This is a genomic window from Streptomyces sp. NPDC057654 (assembly GCF_042800135.1).
Taxonomy (GTDB): Bacteria; Actinomycetota; Actinomycetes; order Streptomycetales; family Streptomycetaceae; genus Streptomyces.
This window is the reverse complement of sequence record NZ_JBHVHQ010000096.1, coordinates 1-15,767: the sequence shown is the minus strand read 5'-3', so window position 1 is coordinate 15,767 and position 15,767 is coordinate 1. Positions and strand designations below refer to the sequence as shown.

Genomic DNA, 15,767 nt, shown 5'->3' with positions numbered 1-15,767 from the left:
GGACAGTCTCGCGCGTTATACCGTGACAGGTCTAGTCCACTTAGGGGGCGCGGCGGCGCGCGCCGGGGCCGAACGGACCGTTCCGGACGGCCGATCGCACGCCGAGCGCGCCCCCGAGGCGTCCCGCGCCCGTCCCTCCGGCGTGGCGGATCTCACGCCCGGGGCCGCCCGTAACGGACTTTTCGCAGCTCGGAGCGGGGGAGCGGGGGAGCAGGCGGGGCGCGCCGCACGCGGGGGCCGCGGACCCGGCCCCGCCCGTACGCGCCGCACGTCGGCTACTCCGATCATCCCGGCTGCTCCGATCACTCCGGCAGGATCACGCTCCGCGTCAAGTTGCGCGGCCGGTCCGGGTCGTAACCCTTCGACTCCGCGACGGCCACGGCCAGCCGCTGCGCGCGGATCAGGTCCGCCATCGGGTCCAGCGAGCCCGCCGCGCAGGAGTCCGCGAGCAGCGCGCCCCCGACCCGGTCGACGTCGCCGGCCAGCCCCTGCGGCAGCTCGCCGAAGACCCACGCGACGCGCCCCGGCCCGGTGATCGCTATCGGGCCGTGCCGGTACTCCATCGCCGGATACGCCTCCGTCCACGCGCCCGCCGCCTCGCGCATCTTCAGCCCCGCCTCCTGCGCCAGGCCGTACGTCCAGCCGCGCCCCAGGAACGTCCACTGCTCGGCGGCGAGGGCGGCCTCCGGCAGCGGCTGTACGACCGCCAGCTCGGCGTCGACGGCCGCCTCCGCCACCGTCTTCACCCCGGCGGGCAGCGCGCCGTGCGCCTCCAGACCGGCCCGCAGGAAGGCCAGGGCCGTCGTCGCGAAGCGCGTCTGCACCACGGACTCCTCGTCGGCGAAGCCGAGCACCGCCACCGCGTCCGCCGCGTCCATGACGGGCGTCTTCGCGTCGGCGGTCAGCGCCAGCGTGGCCGCGCCGCGGCCCCGTACGACCCGCAGCAGCTCCAGCACCTCGGTCGTCGTCCCGGACCGGGTGATCGCCACGATCCGGTCGTACGGGCGCGAGGCGGGGAACTCCGACGCGGCGAACGCGTCCGTCTCGCCCTGCCCGGCGGCCTCGCGCAGGGCCGCGTACGACTGGGCCATGAACCACGACGTGCCGCAGCCGGTCACCGCCACCCGCTCGCCGGGCCGCGGCAGTCCGGTCGCCGCGGCCGCGGCCTCGGCTGCGCGCCGCCAGCAACTGGGCTGGGTGGCTGTCTCGGCTGCGGTACGGGAGGACGACTCCATGCGCTGCTGCTCCTCGGAAGGTGAGGGGAGGACGGGATGGGGATGGGGACGGCGGTGCGTGGGTGCACCGAGCCGGTTCCGGTTCCGTGGATAGCAGCCCTGAGCTGCGCGAGGGAAGGGCGAGACCGAAGCGAGACCGGGTGCGGAGTAGACCTTAGACTGACGCGCGGGGCAGACTCGCAGCCGTGACCGGCCCGGAGAGCCCGGTGTATCCGCGGCGAGGACCGCCGGGTTGCGCAGGCTCCTCGGGGACATGAGAGATCGGTAACGGCCCGTCAGTACGGGCAGTACTGGTTCATCAGTACCGATCAACCAATGGCGATCAATCCGCAAGGTGGGGAAGCAGCTGTGCAGCGGCGGCGGTTCTTGAGTCTGACGGCGGCCGGGGCCGCGACGACGGCGATGGCGTCCACGCTGGCCGCGTGCGGCGGCGAAACCTCCGGGTCGGGTGACGTGACGCTGAAGCTGGTCGCGGCCGACTATGGCGACAAACCCGAGAACAACTCGAAGAAGTACTGGCTCAAGGTGGCTCGGGCCTTCACGTCGAAGTATCCGGACATCAAGATCGATATAACGGTGCTGCCCTGGATCGATATCGACAGGAAGCTCGCCAAGATGGTGAAGGACGGCCAGGCTCCCGACCTCGCGCAGATCGGCGCGTACGCCGACTTCGCCGCGGCCGGCAAGCTCTACAGCGCCGACCAGCTGCTGTCCATCCCCACCCAGTCCGACTTCATATCGTCGATCTCCGCGGCGGGCGACCTGCACCGCGTCCAGTACGGACTGCCGTTCGTCGCCAGCACCCGGCTGCTCTTCTACAACGAGGACCTCTTCTCGAAGGCCGGTGTCACCAAGGCCCCGGAGAGCTGGGACGACCTCCAGGCCGCCGCGGTCAAGCTCAAGGCCGCGGGCGTGAAGATCCCCTTCGGGCTGCCGTTCGGCCGCGAGGAGCCGCAGGCCGAGACGATGATGTGGATGCTCGGTGGGGGCGGTAACTACACCGACCGCACCGGCGCGTACACCATCGACTCGCCCGAGAACGTCAAGGCGTTCGAGTGGCTGCGCGACGAGCTGGTCGGCAAGGGGCTGACCGGGCCCGGCGACCCCAGCCGCACCAACCGGCAGCAGGTCTTCGACGCGTTCACCCACGGCGACGTCGGCATGCTCAACGGCCACCCCACGCTGATGAAGCAGGCCGCCGCGCGGGATATCAAGTACGGGATGGCGCCGCTGCCCGGTATCGAGGGCAAGGCCGAGTCGACGATGGGCGTCGCCGACTGGATGATGGGCTTCAAGACGCACGGCCGCCGCGAGCAGATCGGCCGCTTCCTCGACTTCGTCTACCACAAGGACAACGTCCTCGACTTCACCAGCCGGTACGCCATGCTGCCGGTGACCACGTCCGCGTCCGAGGCGATGCGCCACGACGAGGCGGAGAAAAAGCTGTGGCCGTTCCTCGACCAGTTGCAGCAGGCGCAGTTCTACCCGGCGGACAAGACGTCGTGGGCGCGGGTCACGACGCTGCTCAAGGAGAAGATCGGCTCGACGGTGAAGAAGGGCGGCGACCCGGCGTCGGTGCTCCAGGAGCTTCAGCGCGAGGCCGAGGCCACGGACAACGCGGACGGCTAGGGTGGGCGAGGTGAGCCCGCGCGAGGAGCCCGAAGCGATGTCCGGGGCTCCGGAGGAGCCCCTTCCGGAGCCCTCTGAGCTTTCGGAGCCCTCGGAACTTTCGGAGCGCGATCTGGCCGTGCTCGCCGTGGAGCGGCGCTCCTGGGCCGGGCCCGGCGCCAAGGAGCGCGCGATCCGGGAGCGGCTCGGCATCACGCCGACCCGCTACTACCAGCTGCTGAACGCCCTGCTCGACGACGCGCGGGCGCTGGAGCACGACCCGGTGACGGTGAACCGCCTGCGCCGCGTCCGCGAGTCCAAGCGCTCTCGCCGCTAGGCGTTCCGATGCGAGGCCGTGCGCCGTCCGCGGGTTCGTCGCGGCCGCTCGCGCGGTTCCCCGCGCCCCTTTCCGGGGCGCTGTAGGGTCGCCGCATGGGCAGCAACCCTCTTCCCGTTCCTGCGACGTCCGCCGGGCGTGACGGCTTGGCCGCGCTTCTCGACGCGCCTGAACGGGCCGTCGTCGCACTCGACTTCGACGGGACGCTCGCCGATATCGTCCCCGACCCGGAGCAGGCCCGCGCGCACCCCGGGGCCGTGCCCGCGCTCGCGCGGCTCGCTCCCAGGCTGCTGTCCGCGGCCGTGATCACCGGCCGCCCGGCGGGGGTGGCCGTGCGCTACGGCGGGTTCACGGGCGTACCGGGGCTGGAGCGGCTCACGGTGCTCGGCCACTACGGCGCGGAGCGCTGGGACGCCGCCACCGGGACCGTACAGGCCCCCGCGCCGCACCCCGGTGTCGCCGCGGTGGAGGCCGAACTGCCCGGCGTCCTCGACGCCTCCGGCGCCTGGCAGGGCACCTGGATCGAGCGCAAGGGCCGCGCCGTCGCCGTCCACACCCGCCGTGCCGCCGACCCGCAGGCCGCCTTCGAGCTGCTGCGCGGCCCGCTGCACGATCTCGCCGAACGCCACGGCCTGATCGTGGAGCCCGGCCGCCTCGTCCTGGAGCTGCGCCCGCCGGGCATGGACAAGGGAGTGGCCCTCGCCGAGTACGTACGGGAGTCCGGCGCGAGCACGGTCCTGTACGCGGGCGACGACCTCGGCGACCTCGCCGCCTTCGCCGCCGTCGAGAAGCTCCGGGCCGAGGGGCTGCGCGGCGTCCTGGTGTGCAGCGGTAGCGCCGAGGTCACCGAGCTCACCGACCGCGCCGACCTGGTGGCGGACGGGCCGGGCGGCGTCGTGGATTTGCTTACGCGTCTTGCGGATGAGGTGAGTTGAGGTCATTCGCTACCTGGGGATGGCAGGATTGCGCCATGGCGTTACAGGTGGGGGCGAAGGCACTCAAAGCGAGTAGAGCGCGGTTGCGGCAGGGCGGAGACAGGCTGGATGCCGTAGGGGATACGCCCACGGCTTGCCTCTTGCTCTTCTATGCGGCCGAGTGCGGAATGAAGGAACGGCTGCTCACGCGCGGGGGGCACAGGGACTCCGCCGCTCTGGACTACCAGCACGACTTGCGCAGGATGGCCAAGGATCTCAAGATGCCCCGCGATATGGCTGATCGGCTGGACAAGCTCCAGAGCTGTCGGCTTCAGCAGGCGCTCGGAACTATCGCAATGGCTGATTTGCACCAGGCATGGCGTTATGGTGCGAAGCTGGATATCGAGGATGAGAAGGCTGTCCACGCGGCGTTGTGCGAATTGATCTCGTGGTGCGAGCAGGACTAGGGAGCGCAGGGTTCGTGGGAGGACTGCAAGGTGCCGAAGAGCTGGACACTCCGGGACGTCTGTTCACATGGGTGGATGTCGACGAACATCTCGCCCGATTGGCTTCGGCTGGTGGCTGGCCGCAATGGCTGCTTTCAGCCGACGCATGGTGGGATGGGGTGGAGCTTTCCGTAGTCCCTGGTACAACGCCGGAGGAGGTGCGGCAATGGCTGGACCAAGCGTTCGGAATCGGCTCGGTCGAGTCGAACGAAGGGGAACTGATCCTCGGACTGGACGATCCTCGCCAGTCGGGATTCACTGGATTGCCCGTTACGCTCTGTCCCGACGTGGATCCTGTCCGGCCCCGACGACTCCCGCGGCTGAGGGAAAAGCACATCACTGCGGAGCTGGCTCGCCCGCTACCGCGCCCGCGGCGTGACCACTTCGCCGACGACGTCCAGGTACTCGCGTTTCACTCCTTCAAAGGAGGCGTGGGGCGAACGGTCCACGCAGTCGCGATGGCGGACCGGCTGGCGGGGCAGGGGGCGCGAGTTCTGCTCATCGACGCGGACCTGGAGGCGCCGGGCATCACTTGGATGCACCAGGCTCAGGGCGGGCAACTCGACTTTTCCTATGAGGACCTGCTCGTGCTGCTGCACGGCTCGGACGACGGCGATGTCGCGCCCGCCGTCGATATCGCCGCCAGCTATCTGCCGAATCAGGAAGCCGGGCGTTACCCGGGCACTGGCGCCGTGATAGTCCTCCCGGCCAGTCGCCGCACCACTCTGGGGCCGCCGAGAATTGAGCCCGCGGACCTTCTGACGCCCGACCGGTCACCGAACTTCGTCACCGAGGCCATGGCCGCGCTCGCCGCGCGCATAGGGGCTGACGCCGTCATCATCGATCTGCGCGCCGGGGCCTCGGAGCTGTCTGCTCCGGTCCTGCTCGATCCACGTGTGCAGCGGGTCTTCGTGACGACGCTGAGTCATCAGTCGCTCTTCGGCACCATCAGGCTGATCGAACAGCTGGGTCGTGGCGCGCCTACTCGGAGAGGCGTCGATCCGGCGAGTTGTGTGATCATCACTCAGTACCGGAAGGATGTGCACGGCGAGCAGATGCACGAGGCGCGACATCTGCTCGCGAACGCGTTGAGCGGCTCGCTGGCCGCAGCGGCTGGAGAAGACGTAGACCCCATCGGTACGGATGTTCTGACGACGCCGACGCTCAGCCCGTTTCGGGAGGAGCTCCTTGCTCTGCCATCGGAGTGGGACGCGGTGGTCGCTGTGCTGGCCCGCTGCGGGCTGCCCGAGGCGCTGGAGCCGGTGAGCCCCGCCGTTTCGCATACCGAGTCCGGTGAGGAACCGGCACCGGTGGACCAAGGCGAGCGGCGTCGCATGCTGGCCGCGACCGCGAAGCGGCTCACCTTCGCTGAGCAGGAAGGGCTGTCGTCCGCGACCGGGTTTCTGGTGACTGACCCGCTGCGTCGGCTGCTCGGCGACCACCGCACCGGAGTGCCCCTGTCCTTGGTGGTCGGGGCGAAAGGGGCCGGCAAGACATTCACCTACGCCAAGGCGTGCGCGGCTCGTACCTGGCGTGGGTTCGCTCAGGAATCGCAAATCGATGGCGTATCGATCGAAGCGCCCATTGTGCCGGTGCTGGAATCGGACACCCTCCAACAGGAGGGCCTGACGACACAGAACCTCAGGGACGATTTCGCGGCGACCCACCTCACCGAGGGGGGAGAGGCTGCCACAGGGCTCGCTATCAGGGATCGCTTGCTGCGCGGATTCAATGAGCTTGAGGCGCAGGACACGATTGGCTGGAGAACTCTGTGGCTGGAGTGCCTGGCCGCTGCGGCCGGAGTGTTCCCGAGCGGTGCCAAAGACGCGGAATCGGCACTGGCGGGCCTGGGAAAGCGGGCCCGTGCAATCTTCGTGGTGGACGGCCTGGAAGATCTCCTGCAGTCCCTGGATTCCGAAACCAAGCGGACCGCCCTGCGGGTGTTGCTCATCGATGTCCTGAATTGGCTGCGAGCTCTGCGGGGGCAGCCGTTCGGGCTTGTCATCTTCGTGCGCCAGGACTTGGTGACATGGGCTGTTCGTCAAAACAGCGCACAACTGCTCGGTCGCTATGATGCCTATGCGCTGCACTGGAATTACGAGGAAGCCCTTCGGCTGGCTCTTTGGGTCGCTGTTCGTTCGGAGACCATCGACAAACCGGCGACGGAAGTCGCGAATCTCTCTTACGACGAGCTGGTCCAACTGCTCATCGGCCTGTGGGGCTGGAAGATGGGAACGCAGAAGTCCAGGGAGGCGCGGTCCCACCTGTGGGTCCCTGCCGCCCTTGCAGATTATAATGAGCAGATTCAGGCCAGAGACGTCGTGGCATTTCTCGCGGAAGCGGCCGAGCTCTCCGTTTCCTACAGCACCTACGAAGACAGGGTCCTCGTTCCTGCTGCAATGCGCAGGGCGCTGTCGGAGTGCAGCCGAATGAAAATCAACGCGATTCACCAGGAGAATCAGGAGGTCGGTGACCTGCTCGTTCAGTTGCAGCGGGTGGAAGGCCCGGTGACTGTTCCTTTCGAGTTGGACTCGGTCGGACTATCTGCGGAGAACGCTGATTTTCTAGTGGAGTCCGGTGTTTTCGCCCGTGGTGAAGACGGAAGATATTGGGTTGCAGAGATCTATCGGCACGGGCTTGGGTTTGGTACGGAGCGTCGGGCACGTGTGCTTTGGTGACGAGAGCCCGGGTTCAGCGTGGTTGTCGAGCCCAGGGCTCAGCATGTGAGCGCGAGGGAGAGAAGCTCGTTTCGCGGCCCGACTCCCTCAAACCTCGGAATTGGCCCGGCCTCAACCGCCCCCGCTCCGGTAGCGCTCGCCGACGATGCCCTGGTCCGTCTCCCACCACGGGCGGGTCAGCTGCGGCTCGGGGACGCTCGCGGGGACGGGGGAGGCGGGGGCCGGGGCCGGGCGGTGTTCCAGTTCGCGGTCCAGGCGCGCGTCCAGTTCCGCGGTCTTGAGCCGCTCGGACCGCACCCACTCCACGAACACCGCGATGATGAACGGCAGCCCGACCAGCTCCGCGATCGTCATCATGGCCCCGCCGCCGATGAACTGGTCCCGCTCCAGGCTCGGCCCCCACGGCCGGTCCTGGGCCGCGTACCAGCCGCCCGCGACCAGCGTGCCGCTGGTCATCACGACGAGGCCGGGCAGCGCGTCCACGATCCCGTCCACGAAGATGAACGCCGCCCGGACGGGATGGCCGCACCAGGACGGCAGCAGGTCCTGGCGGGTGAGCATCGGCAGCACGAACAGCGTGCCGACCACCAGCAGTTGCAGATACATCAGCTCGTGCAGCGCGTCGTTGCGCAGCGCCGTCTCGAAGTACGGCGTGAAGTAGATCAGCATCTCGGAGGCGAACACCAGCAGCGTGCTGACCATCGGGAACGTCAGCACCCGCAGTACGCGGCCGCTGATCGCGCCCTGGAGCCGGCGCGCCGCGCGGCCCTCCCGCGGCAGCGCCCGCGCCGCCAGCGACAGCGGGTCGCCCAGCGCGATGCCGAGCGGGCCGATCAGGTCGAGCACGATGTTCTGCACGGCGGCCGGCCAGAACAGCACATGGTTGTAGACGGCCAGCCCGGACATGGTCGCCACCACGATCGCGCCGAGCCCGATCAGGCAGAACGCCGCGCTGCGCCCCACCGACCACCGCTCGCCGCGCCGCACCACCCGCGCCACGCCCCACGCGTAGAGCCCGCCGAGGACGAGAACCAGCACGAGCGCGTACGGATCGAGCTGCCAGCTCGCGAACATGCGCCCGACGGTCGGCTCGGGCAGCCCCGATGCGGTGGTGACCCCATAAGGCTCCAAGGCCCCAAAGGACCCCAAGGGCACAGAAGCCCCGAAAATCGCTGTCGCTGTCACGCCGCACCACGGTAGACCCGGCTGTATACGATCCTGCGCCCGGCCCCCGCTTCAGCGGGAATGGCCCCCGCTTCAGCCGGAATCTAGCCGTCCAGCGCCCTCAGCTGGTCCGTGAACCACTGCGCCGGCGGCAGCGCAGTGGCCGCCGCCGCCAGCCGCTTCGAGCGCTCGGCCCGCTCGTCGCGGGGCATCACCAGCCCCTCGTGCAGCGCACGGGCCGTGGCCTCGACGTCGTACGGATTGACGGTGATCGCGTCCTGGCCCAGCTCCTCGTACGCCCCGGCCTCCCGCGACAGCACCAGCGCGCACCCCTCGTCGGAGACCACCGGGACCTCCTTCGCGACGAGGTTCATGCCGTCCCGGATGGGGTTGACGAGGGCGACGTCCGCCAGCCGGTACGCGGCCAGGGAACGCGCGAAGTCGTCCTTGACGTGCAGCGCGACCGGCTGCCAGCCCTCGCGCCCGAAGGTCGCGTTGATCTCCTCGGCGACGGACTCGACCCGCGCCGTGTAGTCGCGGTACACGGCCAGATCCTGCCGCGAGGGGTAGGCGAAGGCGATATGCACGACCTCGCCGTGCCACTCGGGGCGCGTCTCCAGCAGCAGCCGGTAGGCGAGCAGACCGCGCACGATGTTCTTGGACAGCTCGGTGCGGTCCACGCGGACGACGGTCTTGCGGCCGCCCGAGCCGCCGATCTGCTCGCGCAGCGCAGCCATCCGCTCCTCGACGTCGGGCCGGTGCGAACGCTCGCGCAGGAAGTCGGCGTCGGCCCCGAGCCCGTGCACGCCGATGCGCGTCGTACGGCCCTCGAAGGTGACGGACCCGCCGTCGCCGGCGGCGCTCGCGCCGAGCACGTCGCGGCAGCAGGCGATGAACGCGTCCGCCCAGCGCCGGGTCAGGAACGCCGCCCGGTCCGCGCCCAGCACCCCGCGCAGCACCTGCGCCGCCACGTCGTCGGGCAGCAGCCGGTAGTAGTCCGGCGGGGCCCACGGCGTGTGCGAGAAATGACCGATCCGCAGGTCGGGGCGGCGCTCCCGGAGCATGCCGGGGACCAGCGTGAGGTGGTAGTCCTGCACCAGCACCGCCGCGCCCCGCGCAGCCTCGGCGGCCAGCGCGTCCGCGAAGGCCGCGTTGTACGCCTCGTACGCGCCCCACCGCTCCCGGAACCCCGCGTCGAATACGGGCTCCAGCGGCGTCTCGTACAGCAGGTGGTGGACGAACCACAGCACGGAATTCGCGATGCCGTTGTACGCGGCGGCGAAGACGTCCGGCGCGATGTCCAGCATCCGGACGCGCTGTCCACCGGTGTCGTCCGTCGGCAGATGGCCACTGCCGCCCTCGGAGCGTCGTACGGCCTCCCGGTCGCCGTCCCCGAGCGCCGCGCACACCCAGACGGCGTCCGCCTCCGGTCCGATCGCCGACAGCCCGGAGACCAGGCCGCCGCCGCCGCGCTTGGCGGTGAGCGACCCGTCGTCGCCCCGCGTGTACGCGACCGGGCCGCGGTTGGACGCGACCAGGACCTGGGCACCGTGCTGGGAGGCCATGCGGCGAGCCTAGCCATTGCCGCCATCACTCAAACGCGCGCGAGCCATCCGGACCAGCACCAACTCAGCCCGTCAGGGGGCACCTCCCAGCGGTAGCTGGGGGAGTTTGAGGACCGGGGTCCGGGGCGGAGCCCCGGCAGGGAGCTATGCCGCCCTCCGCTCCACATACTCCGGTATCTCCGCCATCGGCGGGCGCTCCTCCGTGTCCACCGCATGCGTCCGTGCCACGAACCCGCCCTCCCCCCGGTCGAACTGCGTCAGCACCGGACGCACCAAATGCCCGCGCGCCAAGCGCAATTGGGCGGTGCGGTAGATGGCGGCCGCCATCCGGCCGAGTGCCTGCCCGTCCTGGTGCCGATGCAGGCGCACCCCCACGTCGACCTGGGCGAGGGCGTCCAGCCCCACGGTGTGCAGCGCGTCGACGAGGAGGCCGAGCTCCACCCCGTAGCCGACGGGGAACGGCAGCCGCTCCAGGAGGGAGCGCCGGGCCGCGTACTCGCCGCCGAGCGGCTGCACGAAGCCCGCCAGCCGGGGCCAGTGCAGGTTGAGGAGCGGGCGGGCCACGAGCTCCGTGACCCGGCCGCCCTGCCCCGCGGCGTCGCCGAGCGGACGGTCGTACATCGCCTTGACGAAGTGCACGTCCGGGTCGGTCAGCAGCGGGCCGACGATGCCCGAGACGAAATCGGCGGAGAACTCCCGCAGGTCGGCGTCGACGAAGCAGACGATCTCGCCGCTGGTCGCCAGGAGCGACCGCCACAGCACCTCGCCCTTGCCCGGCAGCGCGGGCAGCCGCGGCAGCACCGCGTCCCGGTGCACGACGCGCGCCCCGGCCGCCGCCGCGACCTCGGCCGTCCGGTCCGTGGAACCGGAGTCCAGCACCACCAGCTCGTCCACCAGCGGCACGGGCCCGTCCATCAGCTCCCGGCGGATCGTGGCGACGATCGCGCCGACCGTCGCCTCCTCGTCGAGGGCGGGCAGCACCACGCTCACCGTGCCGAGCGCACCGGCGGCGCGCTTCGCGGCGAGCAGCTGGTCGAGCGGGCGCTCGGCGGCGGACCAGGAGCGCTGCTTCAGCCAGTGCTCGACCTCTTCCAGCACGTCGAAAGTCTCCTTCTGCGTTCCGTAGACGATCCGCGGGAGAGCCGGATGCGATCCGGATGTGAGCCGGGTGTGATCCATCTCGCGGTTCGGACGACTATCTCAACCGTCCGAGGCTTCGGTTACAGTCTTGAACAACGCGGATGCCCGGCGCATGTCGGGGTCGCGCGTGATAAACGCCTGGGCCCCGCCCAGCGCCATACCGCTCATCCAGAGGGGCAGAGGGAACGGCCCGTTGAAGCCCCGGCAACCCTCCCGCCGGTCTCGTCGACATACTCGCGAGGCTCCCGGCGGGGTAGGTGCCAATTCCGTCTCGCGGCGAGATGCGCCGCGGGGAAGATGAGGAGAAAGGGCCTCGCCTCCATGGCTGTGCAAGCCGCAGAAACCACCGCTCCCGCCACCCCCGTCGACCTCGGTCCGGCCGTGGCACTGTCCTGCCGCGAGTGCGGTGAGCGCTCCGCCCTCGGCCCGGTCTTCGCGTGCGAGGCCTGTTTCGGGCCTCTTGAGGTCGCGTACGAGCTGCCGACGGGCGACCCGGAGGCCCTGCGCCGCCGGATCGAGGCCGGCCCCGACAACATCTGGCGGTACGCGCCGCTGCTGCCGGTCCCGGCCGACGTGGCGGACAAGCCGAACCTGAACCCCGGCTTCACCAAGCTCGTCAAGGCCGACCGCCTCGCCCGCGAGCTGGGCGTCACCGGCGGCCTGTACGTCAAGGACGACTCCGGCAACCCGACGCACTCCTTCAAGGACCGCGTCGTCGCCATCGCCGTCGAGGCCGCCCGCGCCTTCGGCTTCACCACGCTGTCCTGCTCCTCGACCGGCAACCTCGCGGGCGCGGTCGGCGCGGCGGCGGCCCGTTCCGGCTTCAAGTCCTGCGTGTTCATCCCGCACGACCTGGAGCAGGGCAAGGTCGTCATGGCCGCGGTCTACGGCGGCGAGCTCGTCGGCATCGAGGGCAACTACGACGACGTCAACCGGTTCTGCTCCGAGCTCATCGGCGACCCGGCGGGCGAGGGCTGGGGCTTCGTCAACGTCAACCTGCGCCCGTACTACGGCGAGGGATCCAAGACGCTCGCGTACGAGATCTGCGAGCAGCTCGGCTGGCGGCTCCCGGACCAGATCGTCATCCCGATCGCGTCCGGCTCCCAGCTCACGAAGATCGACAAGGGGCTCAAGGAGCTGATCCGGCTCGGGCTGGTGGAGGACCGTCCGTACAAGATCTTCGGCGCGCAGGCCGAGGGGTGCTCGCCGGTCTCGACGGCCTTCAAGGCGGGTCACGACGTCGTACGGCCGCAGAAGCCGGACACCATCGCCAAGTCGCTCGCCATCGGCAACCCGGCGGACGGCCCGTACGTGCTCGACATCGCCCGGCGTACCGGGGGTGCGGTCGAGGACGTCAACGACGCGCAGGTGGTGGACGCGATCAAGCTGCTGGCCCGTACGGAGGGCGTGTTCGCGGAGACCGCGGGCGGCGTGACGGTCGGCGTCACCAAGAAGCTGATCGACAACGGGCTGCTCGACCCGGCCCTGACCACGGTCGTCCTGAACACCGGCGACGGCCTCAAGACGCTGGACGCGGTGGCGCCGACCACCGGGCCCACGGCCACGATCCGCCCCAGCCTGGACGCGTTCCGCGCCGTCGGCCTGGCCGGCTGACCTGTCGCCAGGAACTACTCCGTCCACCCCTCAGAAGGGAACCGTCATGAGCGTAAACGTCCGTATTCCTACCATTCTCCGTACGTACACCGGCGGCCAGGCCGAGGTGCCGGCGGAGGGCGCGACCGTCGCCGAGGTCATCAACTCCCTGGAGCAGAACCACCCCGGCATCGCCGCGCGCGTACTCGACGACGCCGGCAAGCTGCGCCGCTTCGTGAACGTGTACGTCAACGACGACGACGTGCGCTTCGAGGGCGGCCTCCAGGCGCCGACGCCGGACGGCGCGGGAATTTCGATCATCCCGGCGGTCGCGGGCGGCTGCTGAGTCCTCCACCGCCTCTCGCGTCCCGTCGCGGATCGCCTCCGCGTCACCCTCGTAGCGTCTCCATGGCGTCTCCATAGCGTCCCCGAATCGCCCCGGCCGGAAACGGACGGGGCGATTCCGTCTGTTGAATGGCGATACAGTTGAGGACGATCCCCCTCCGGCGTCAGTGCCGAACGCATATGAGAACCCGTCAAGTTACGGGCAAAGACAGTGTGCGAATTGTCGGGTTGGTTGCGCTATGCCCGGCCCGACTTGCCCCGGATTGCTGGGAAACCTCCGTATAGCGCCCGTCGGCCACCGTCGGAATTCTCGTCCGATTGACCTGTTGCAGACGGCATCCGTGCAGATACATTCAGCCGCGGTCGACGCGTTCCGGCGCACACCCCCACCTGTCAGGGGGTGAGGTCTGACCCAGGGTCCGCGAAGTGCGGTCCTGCGCAAGGGCCAGTAATAGGGGAGTTAGGCATGGCTCAGGGCACCGTCAAATGGTTCAACGCGGAGAAGGGGTACGGCTTCATCGCGGTCGACGGTGGTGCGGATGTTTTCGTCCACTACAGCGCGATTCAGATGGACGGCTACCGCACCCTCGAGGAGGGTCAGCGAGTCGAGTTCGAGATCTCGCAGGGCCAGAAGGGGCCGCAGGCGGACATGGTCAAGCTCGCCGTCTGATCTCGGCGCGATCGACCACCGGCTCACTCACACGCGGGGCCCGTACCTTCCGAGGTGCGGGCCTTTCGTGCGCCCACGGGCCGGGTCGGGGCCTGGCCGGGGCCGGGACGCTTCCCGGGAGCCCCCCGATCGCGCCCCCGGCTCTGCGAAGGCGCTTGCACTCAAGGGGGGCGAGTGCTAATCATTGGGCTTAGCACTCTCCCAGTGAGAGTGACAGAACTTGGATCGGGCCGGTGAGGTCCGCACCCCGGTGGGGCAAGGAACCACAAGGGATGCGGGTCGTCCGTCGCGGGCGCCAGTGCGGTCCGGATTTTCCACCCCTGTCCGGGAGGACCACTTCACATGGCCAAGATCATCGCGTTCGACGAGGAGGCACGGCGCGGCCTCGAGCGCGGCATGAACCAGCTCGCCGACGCCGTCAAGGTGACCCTGGGCCCCAAGGGTCGCAACGTCGTCCTAGAGAAGAAGTGGGGCGCCCCCACGATCACCAACGATGGTGTTTCCATCGCCAAGGAGATCGAGCTTGAGGACCCGTACGAGAAGATCGGCGCCGAGCTGGTCAAGGAGGTCGCGAAGAAGACGGACGACGTCGCCGGTGACGGCACGACGACCGCGACCGTCCTGGCGCAGGCGCTGGTCCGCGAGGGCCTGCGCAACGTAGCCGCCGGCGCCAACCCGATGGCCCTCAAGCGCGGCATCGAGAAGGCCGTCGAGGCCGTCTCCGCCGCCCTGCTGGAGCAGGCCAAGGACGTGGAGACCAAGGAGCAGATCGCTTCGACCGCCTCCATCTCCGCCGCCGACACCCAGATCGGCGAGCTCATCGCCGAGGCCATGGACAAGGTCGGCAAGGAAGGCGTCATCACGGTCGAGGAGTCGCAGACCTTCGGCCTGGAGCTTGAGCTCACCGAAGGCATGCGCTTCGACAAGGGCTACATCTCCGCCTACTTCGCCACCGACATGGAGCGTATGGAGGCGTCGCTCGACGACCCGTACATCCTGATCGTCAACTCCAAGATCGGCAACGTGAAGGACCTCCTTCCGCTGCTGGAGAAGGTCATGCAGTCGGGCAAGCCGCTGCTGATCATCGCGGAGGACGTCGAGGGCGAGGCGCTGTCCACGCTCGTCGTCAACAAGATCCGTGGCACCTTCAAGTCCGTCGCCGTCAAGGCTCCGGGCTTCGGTGACCGCCGCAAGGCCATGCTCGGCGACATCGCCATCCTCACCGGTGGCACCGTCATCTCCGAGGAGGTCGGCCTCAAGCTGGAGAACGCCGGTCTCGACCTGCTCGGCCGCGCCCGCAAGGTCGTCATCACCAAGGACGAGACGACCATCGTCGACGGTGCCGGCGACAGCGACCAGGTTCAGGGCCGCGTCAACCAGATCCGCGCCGAGATCGAGAACTCGGACAGCGACTACGACCGCGAGAAGCTCCAGGAGCGCCTGGCGAAGCTCGCCGGCGGTGTCGCGGTCATCAAGGCCGGCGCCGCGACCGAGGTGGAGCTCAAGGAGCGCAAGCACCGCATCGAGGACGCCGTTCGCAACGCGAAGGCGGCCGTCGAGGAGGGCATCGTCGCCGGCGGCGGCGTGGCCCTGCTCCAGACCGTGTCGGTCTTCGAGAAGCTCGACCTCGAAGGCGACGAGGCCACCGGTGCCGCCGCTGTGAAGCTGGCCCTGGAGGCCCCGCTGAAGCAGATCTCCGTCAACGCCGGTCTTGAGGGCGGCGTCGTCGTGGAGAAGGTGCGCAACCTGACTCCGGGTCACGGCCTCAACGCCGCGACCGGCGAGTACATCGACCTGGTCGCCGAGGGCATCATCGACCCGGCCAAGGTCACGCGTTCCGCGCTGCAGAACGCCGCCTCCATCGCGGCGCTCTTCCTCACCACCGAGGCCGTCATCGCCGACAAGCCGGAGAAGGCCGCTGCCGCGGGCGCTCCGGGCGGCATGCCGGGCGGTGACATGGACTTCTGATCCTCTCGAGGATCAGCCGGCCATAGCCGTACGAAAGCTGGACG

General features: G+C 69.5%; 13 protein-coding genes and 1 riboswitch. Of the genes, 9 read left to right on the top strand and 4 right to left on the bottom strand.

The annotated features are described in order from the left end of the window. Positions 1 to 302: 302 nt before the first annotated feature. The gene (locus ACFU99_RS10900) at positions 303 to 1,235 is read right to left on the bottom strand and encodes an SIS domain-containing protein (RefSeq protein ID WP_384388950.1); all 933 of its coding nucleotides are present in this window, start codon (positions 1,233 to 1,235) and stop codon (positions 303 to 305) included. Positions 1,236 to 1,550: 315 nt separating this feature from the next. Here ACFU99_RS10900 and ACFU99_RS10895 point away from each other — a divergent pair, with 315 nt between their 5' ends. The 5 genes from ACFU99_RS10895 (at position 1,551) to ACFU99_RS10875 (ending at position 7,278) form a co-directional block, all read left to right on the top strand. After that, complete coding sequence (locus ACFU99_RS10895; RefSeq protein WP_384388948.1) at positions 1,551 to 2,864, top strand: extracellular solute-binding protein; 1,314 nt, start codon at positions 1,551 to 1,553, stop codon at positions 2,862 to 2,864. A gap of 37 nt (positions 2,865 to 2,901) precedes the next feature. Continuing rightward, entirely contained in the window at positions 2,902 to 3,180 is a 279-nt protein-coding gene (locus tag ACFU99_RS10890; protein WP_384388945.1) for a DUF3263 domain-containing protein, read from the top strand. 95 nt (positions 3,181 to 3,275) lie between these two features. Further along, a complete protein-coding gene (otsB, locus tag ACFU99_RS10885; RefSeq protein WP_384388942.1) occupies positions 3,276 to 4,115 on the top strand; it encodes a trehalose-phosphatase in 840 nt (279 codons plus the stop codon). Between the two features lie 35 nt (positions 4,116 to 4,150). Next, positions 4,151 to 4,561: a hypothetical protein gene (locus ACFU99_RS10880; protein ID WP_384388939.1), complete on the top strand. Its 411-nt coding sequence runs from the start codon at positions 4,151 to 4,153 to the stop codon at positions 4,559 to 4,561. A 14-nt stretch (positions 4,562 to 4,575) separates the two neighbouring features. Beyond that, positions 4,576 to 7,278 (top strand): KGGVGR-motif variant AAA ATPase, encoded by a 2,703-nt coding sequence (locus ACFU99_RS10875; protein ID WP_384388936.1) that lies wholly within the window; start codon positions 4,576 to 4,578, stop codon positions 7,276 to 7,278. Between the two features lie 111 nt (positions 7,279 to 7,389). Here ACFU99_RS10875 and ACFU99_RS10870 read toward each other — a convergent pair whose 3' ends face one another. The 3 genes from ACFU99_RS10870 to ACFU99_RS10860 all read right to left on the bottom strand — a co-directional run bounded on the left by ACFU99_RS10870 (position 7,390) and on the right by ACFU99_RS10860 (position 11,105). Next, positions 7,390 to 8,352 (bottom strand): cytochrome c oxidase assembly protein, encoded by a 963-nt coding sequence (locus ACFU99_RS10870; RefSeq protein WP_384388955.1) that lies wholly within the window; start codon positions 8,350 to 8,352, stop codon positions 7,390 to 7,392. A gap of 194 nt (positions 8,353 to 8,546) precedes the next feature. After that, complete coding sequence (locus ACFU99_RS10865; protein ID WP_384388934.1) at positions 8,547 to 10,007, bottom strand: trehalose-6-phosphate synthase; 1,461 nt, start codon at positions 10,005 to 10,007, stop codon at positions 8,547 to 8,549. Between the two features lie 144 nt (positions 10,008 to 10,151). Beyond that, positions 10,152 to 11,105 carry a glucosyl-3-phosphoglycerate synthase gene (locus ACFU99_RS10860; protein ID WP_384388953.1) on the bottom strand — a complete coding sequence of 318 codons (954 nt, stop codon included), beginning with the start codon at positions 11,103 to 11,105 and terminating at the stop codon, positions 10,152 to 10,154. A 203-nt stretch (positions 11,106 to 11,308) separates the two neighbouring features. After that, positions 11,309 to 11,451: riboswitch (SAM riboswitch) on the top strand. Positions 11,452 to 11,468: 17 nt separating this feature from the next. On the opposite strand from ACFU99_RS10860, the gene thrC reads away from it, so the two are divergent. The 4 genes from thrC (at position 11,469) to groL (ending at position 15,723) form a co-directional block, all read left to right on the top strand. Beyond that, positions 11,469 to 12,761 carry a threonine synthase gene (gene thrC, locus ACFU99_RS10855; protein ID WP_384388932.1) on the top strand — a complete coding sequence of 431 codons (1,293 nt, stop codon included), beginning with the start codon at positions 11,469 to 11,471 and terminating at the stop codon, positions 12,759 to 12,761. A 46-nt stretch (positions 12,762 to 12,807) separates the two neighbouring features. Next, positions 12,808 to 13,086, top strand: a complete 279-nt coding sequence (locus tag ACFU99_RS10850) for a MoaD/ThiS family protein (RefSeq protein WP_384388929.1) — start codon at positions 12,808 to 12,810, stop codon at positions 13,084 to 13,086. Between the two features lie 465 nt (positions 13,087 to 13,551). Beyond that, positions 13,552 to 13,755: a cold-shock protein gene (locus ACFU99_RS10845; RefSeq protein WP_005315736.1), complete on the top strand. Its 204-nt coding sequence runs from the start codon at positions 13,552 to 13,554 to the stop codon at positions 13,753 to 13,755. A gap of 342 nt (positions 13,756 to 14,097) precedes the next feature. Then, positions 14,098 to 15,723: a chaperonin GroEL gene (groL, locus tag ACFU99_RS10840; RefSeq protein WP_030881188.1), complete on the top strand. Its 1,626-nt coding sequence runs from the start codon at positions 14,098 to 14,100 to the stop codon at positions 15,721 to 15,723. The last annotated feature ends 44 nt before the right edge of the window (positions 15,724 to 15,767 follow it).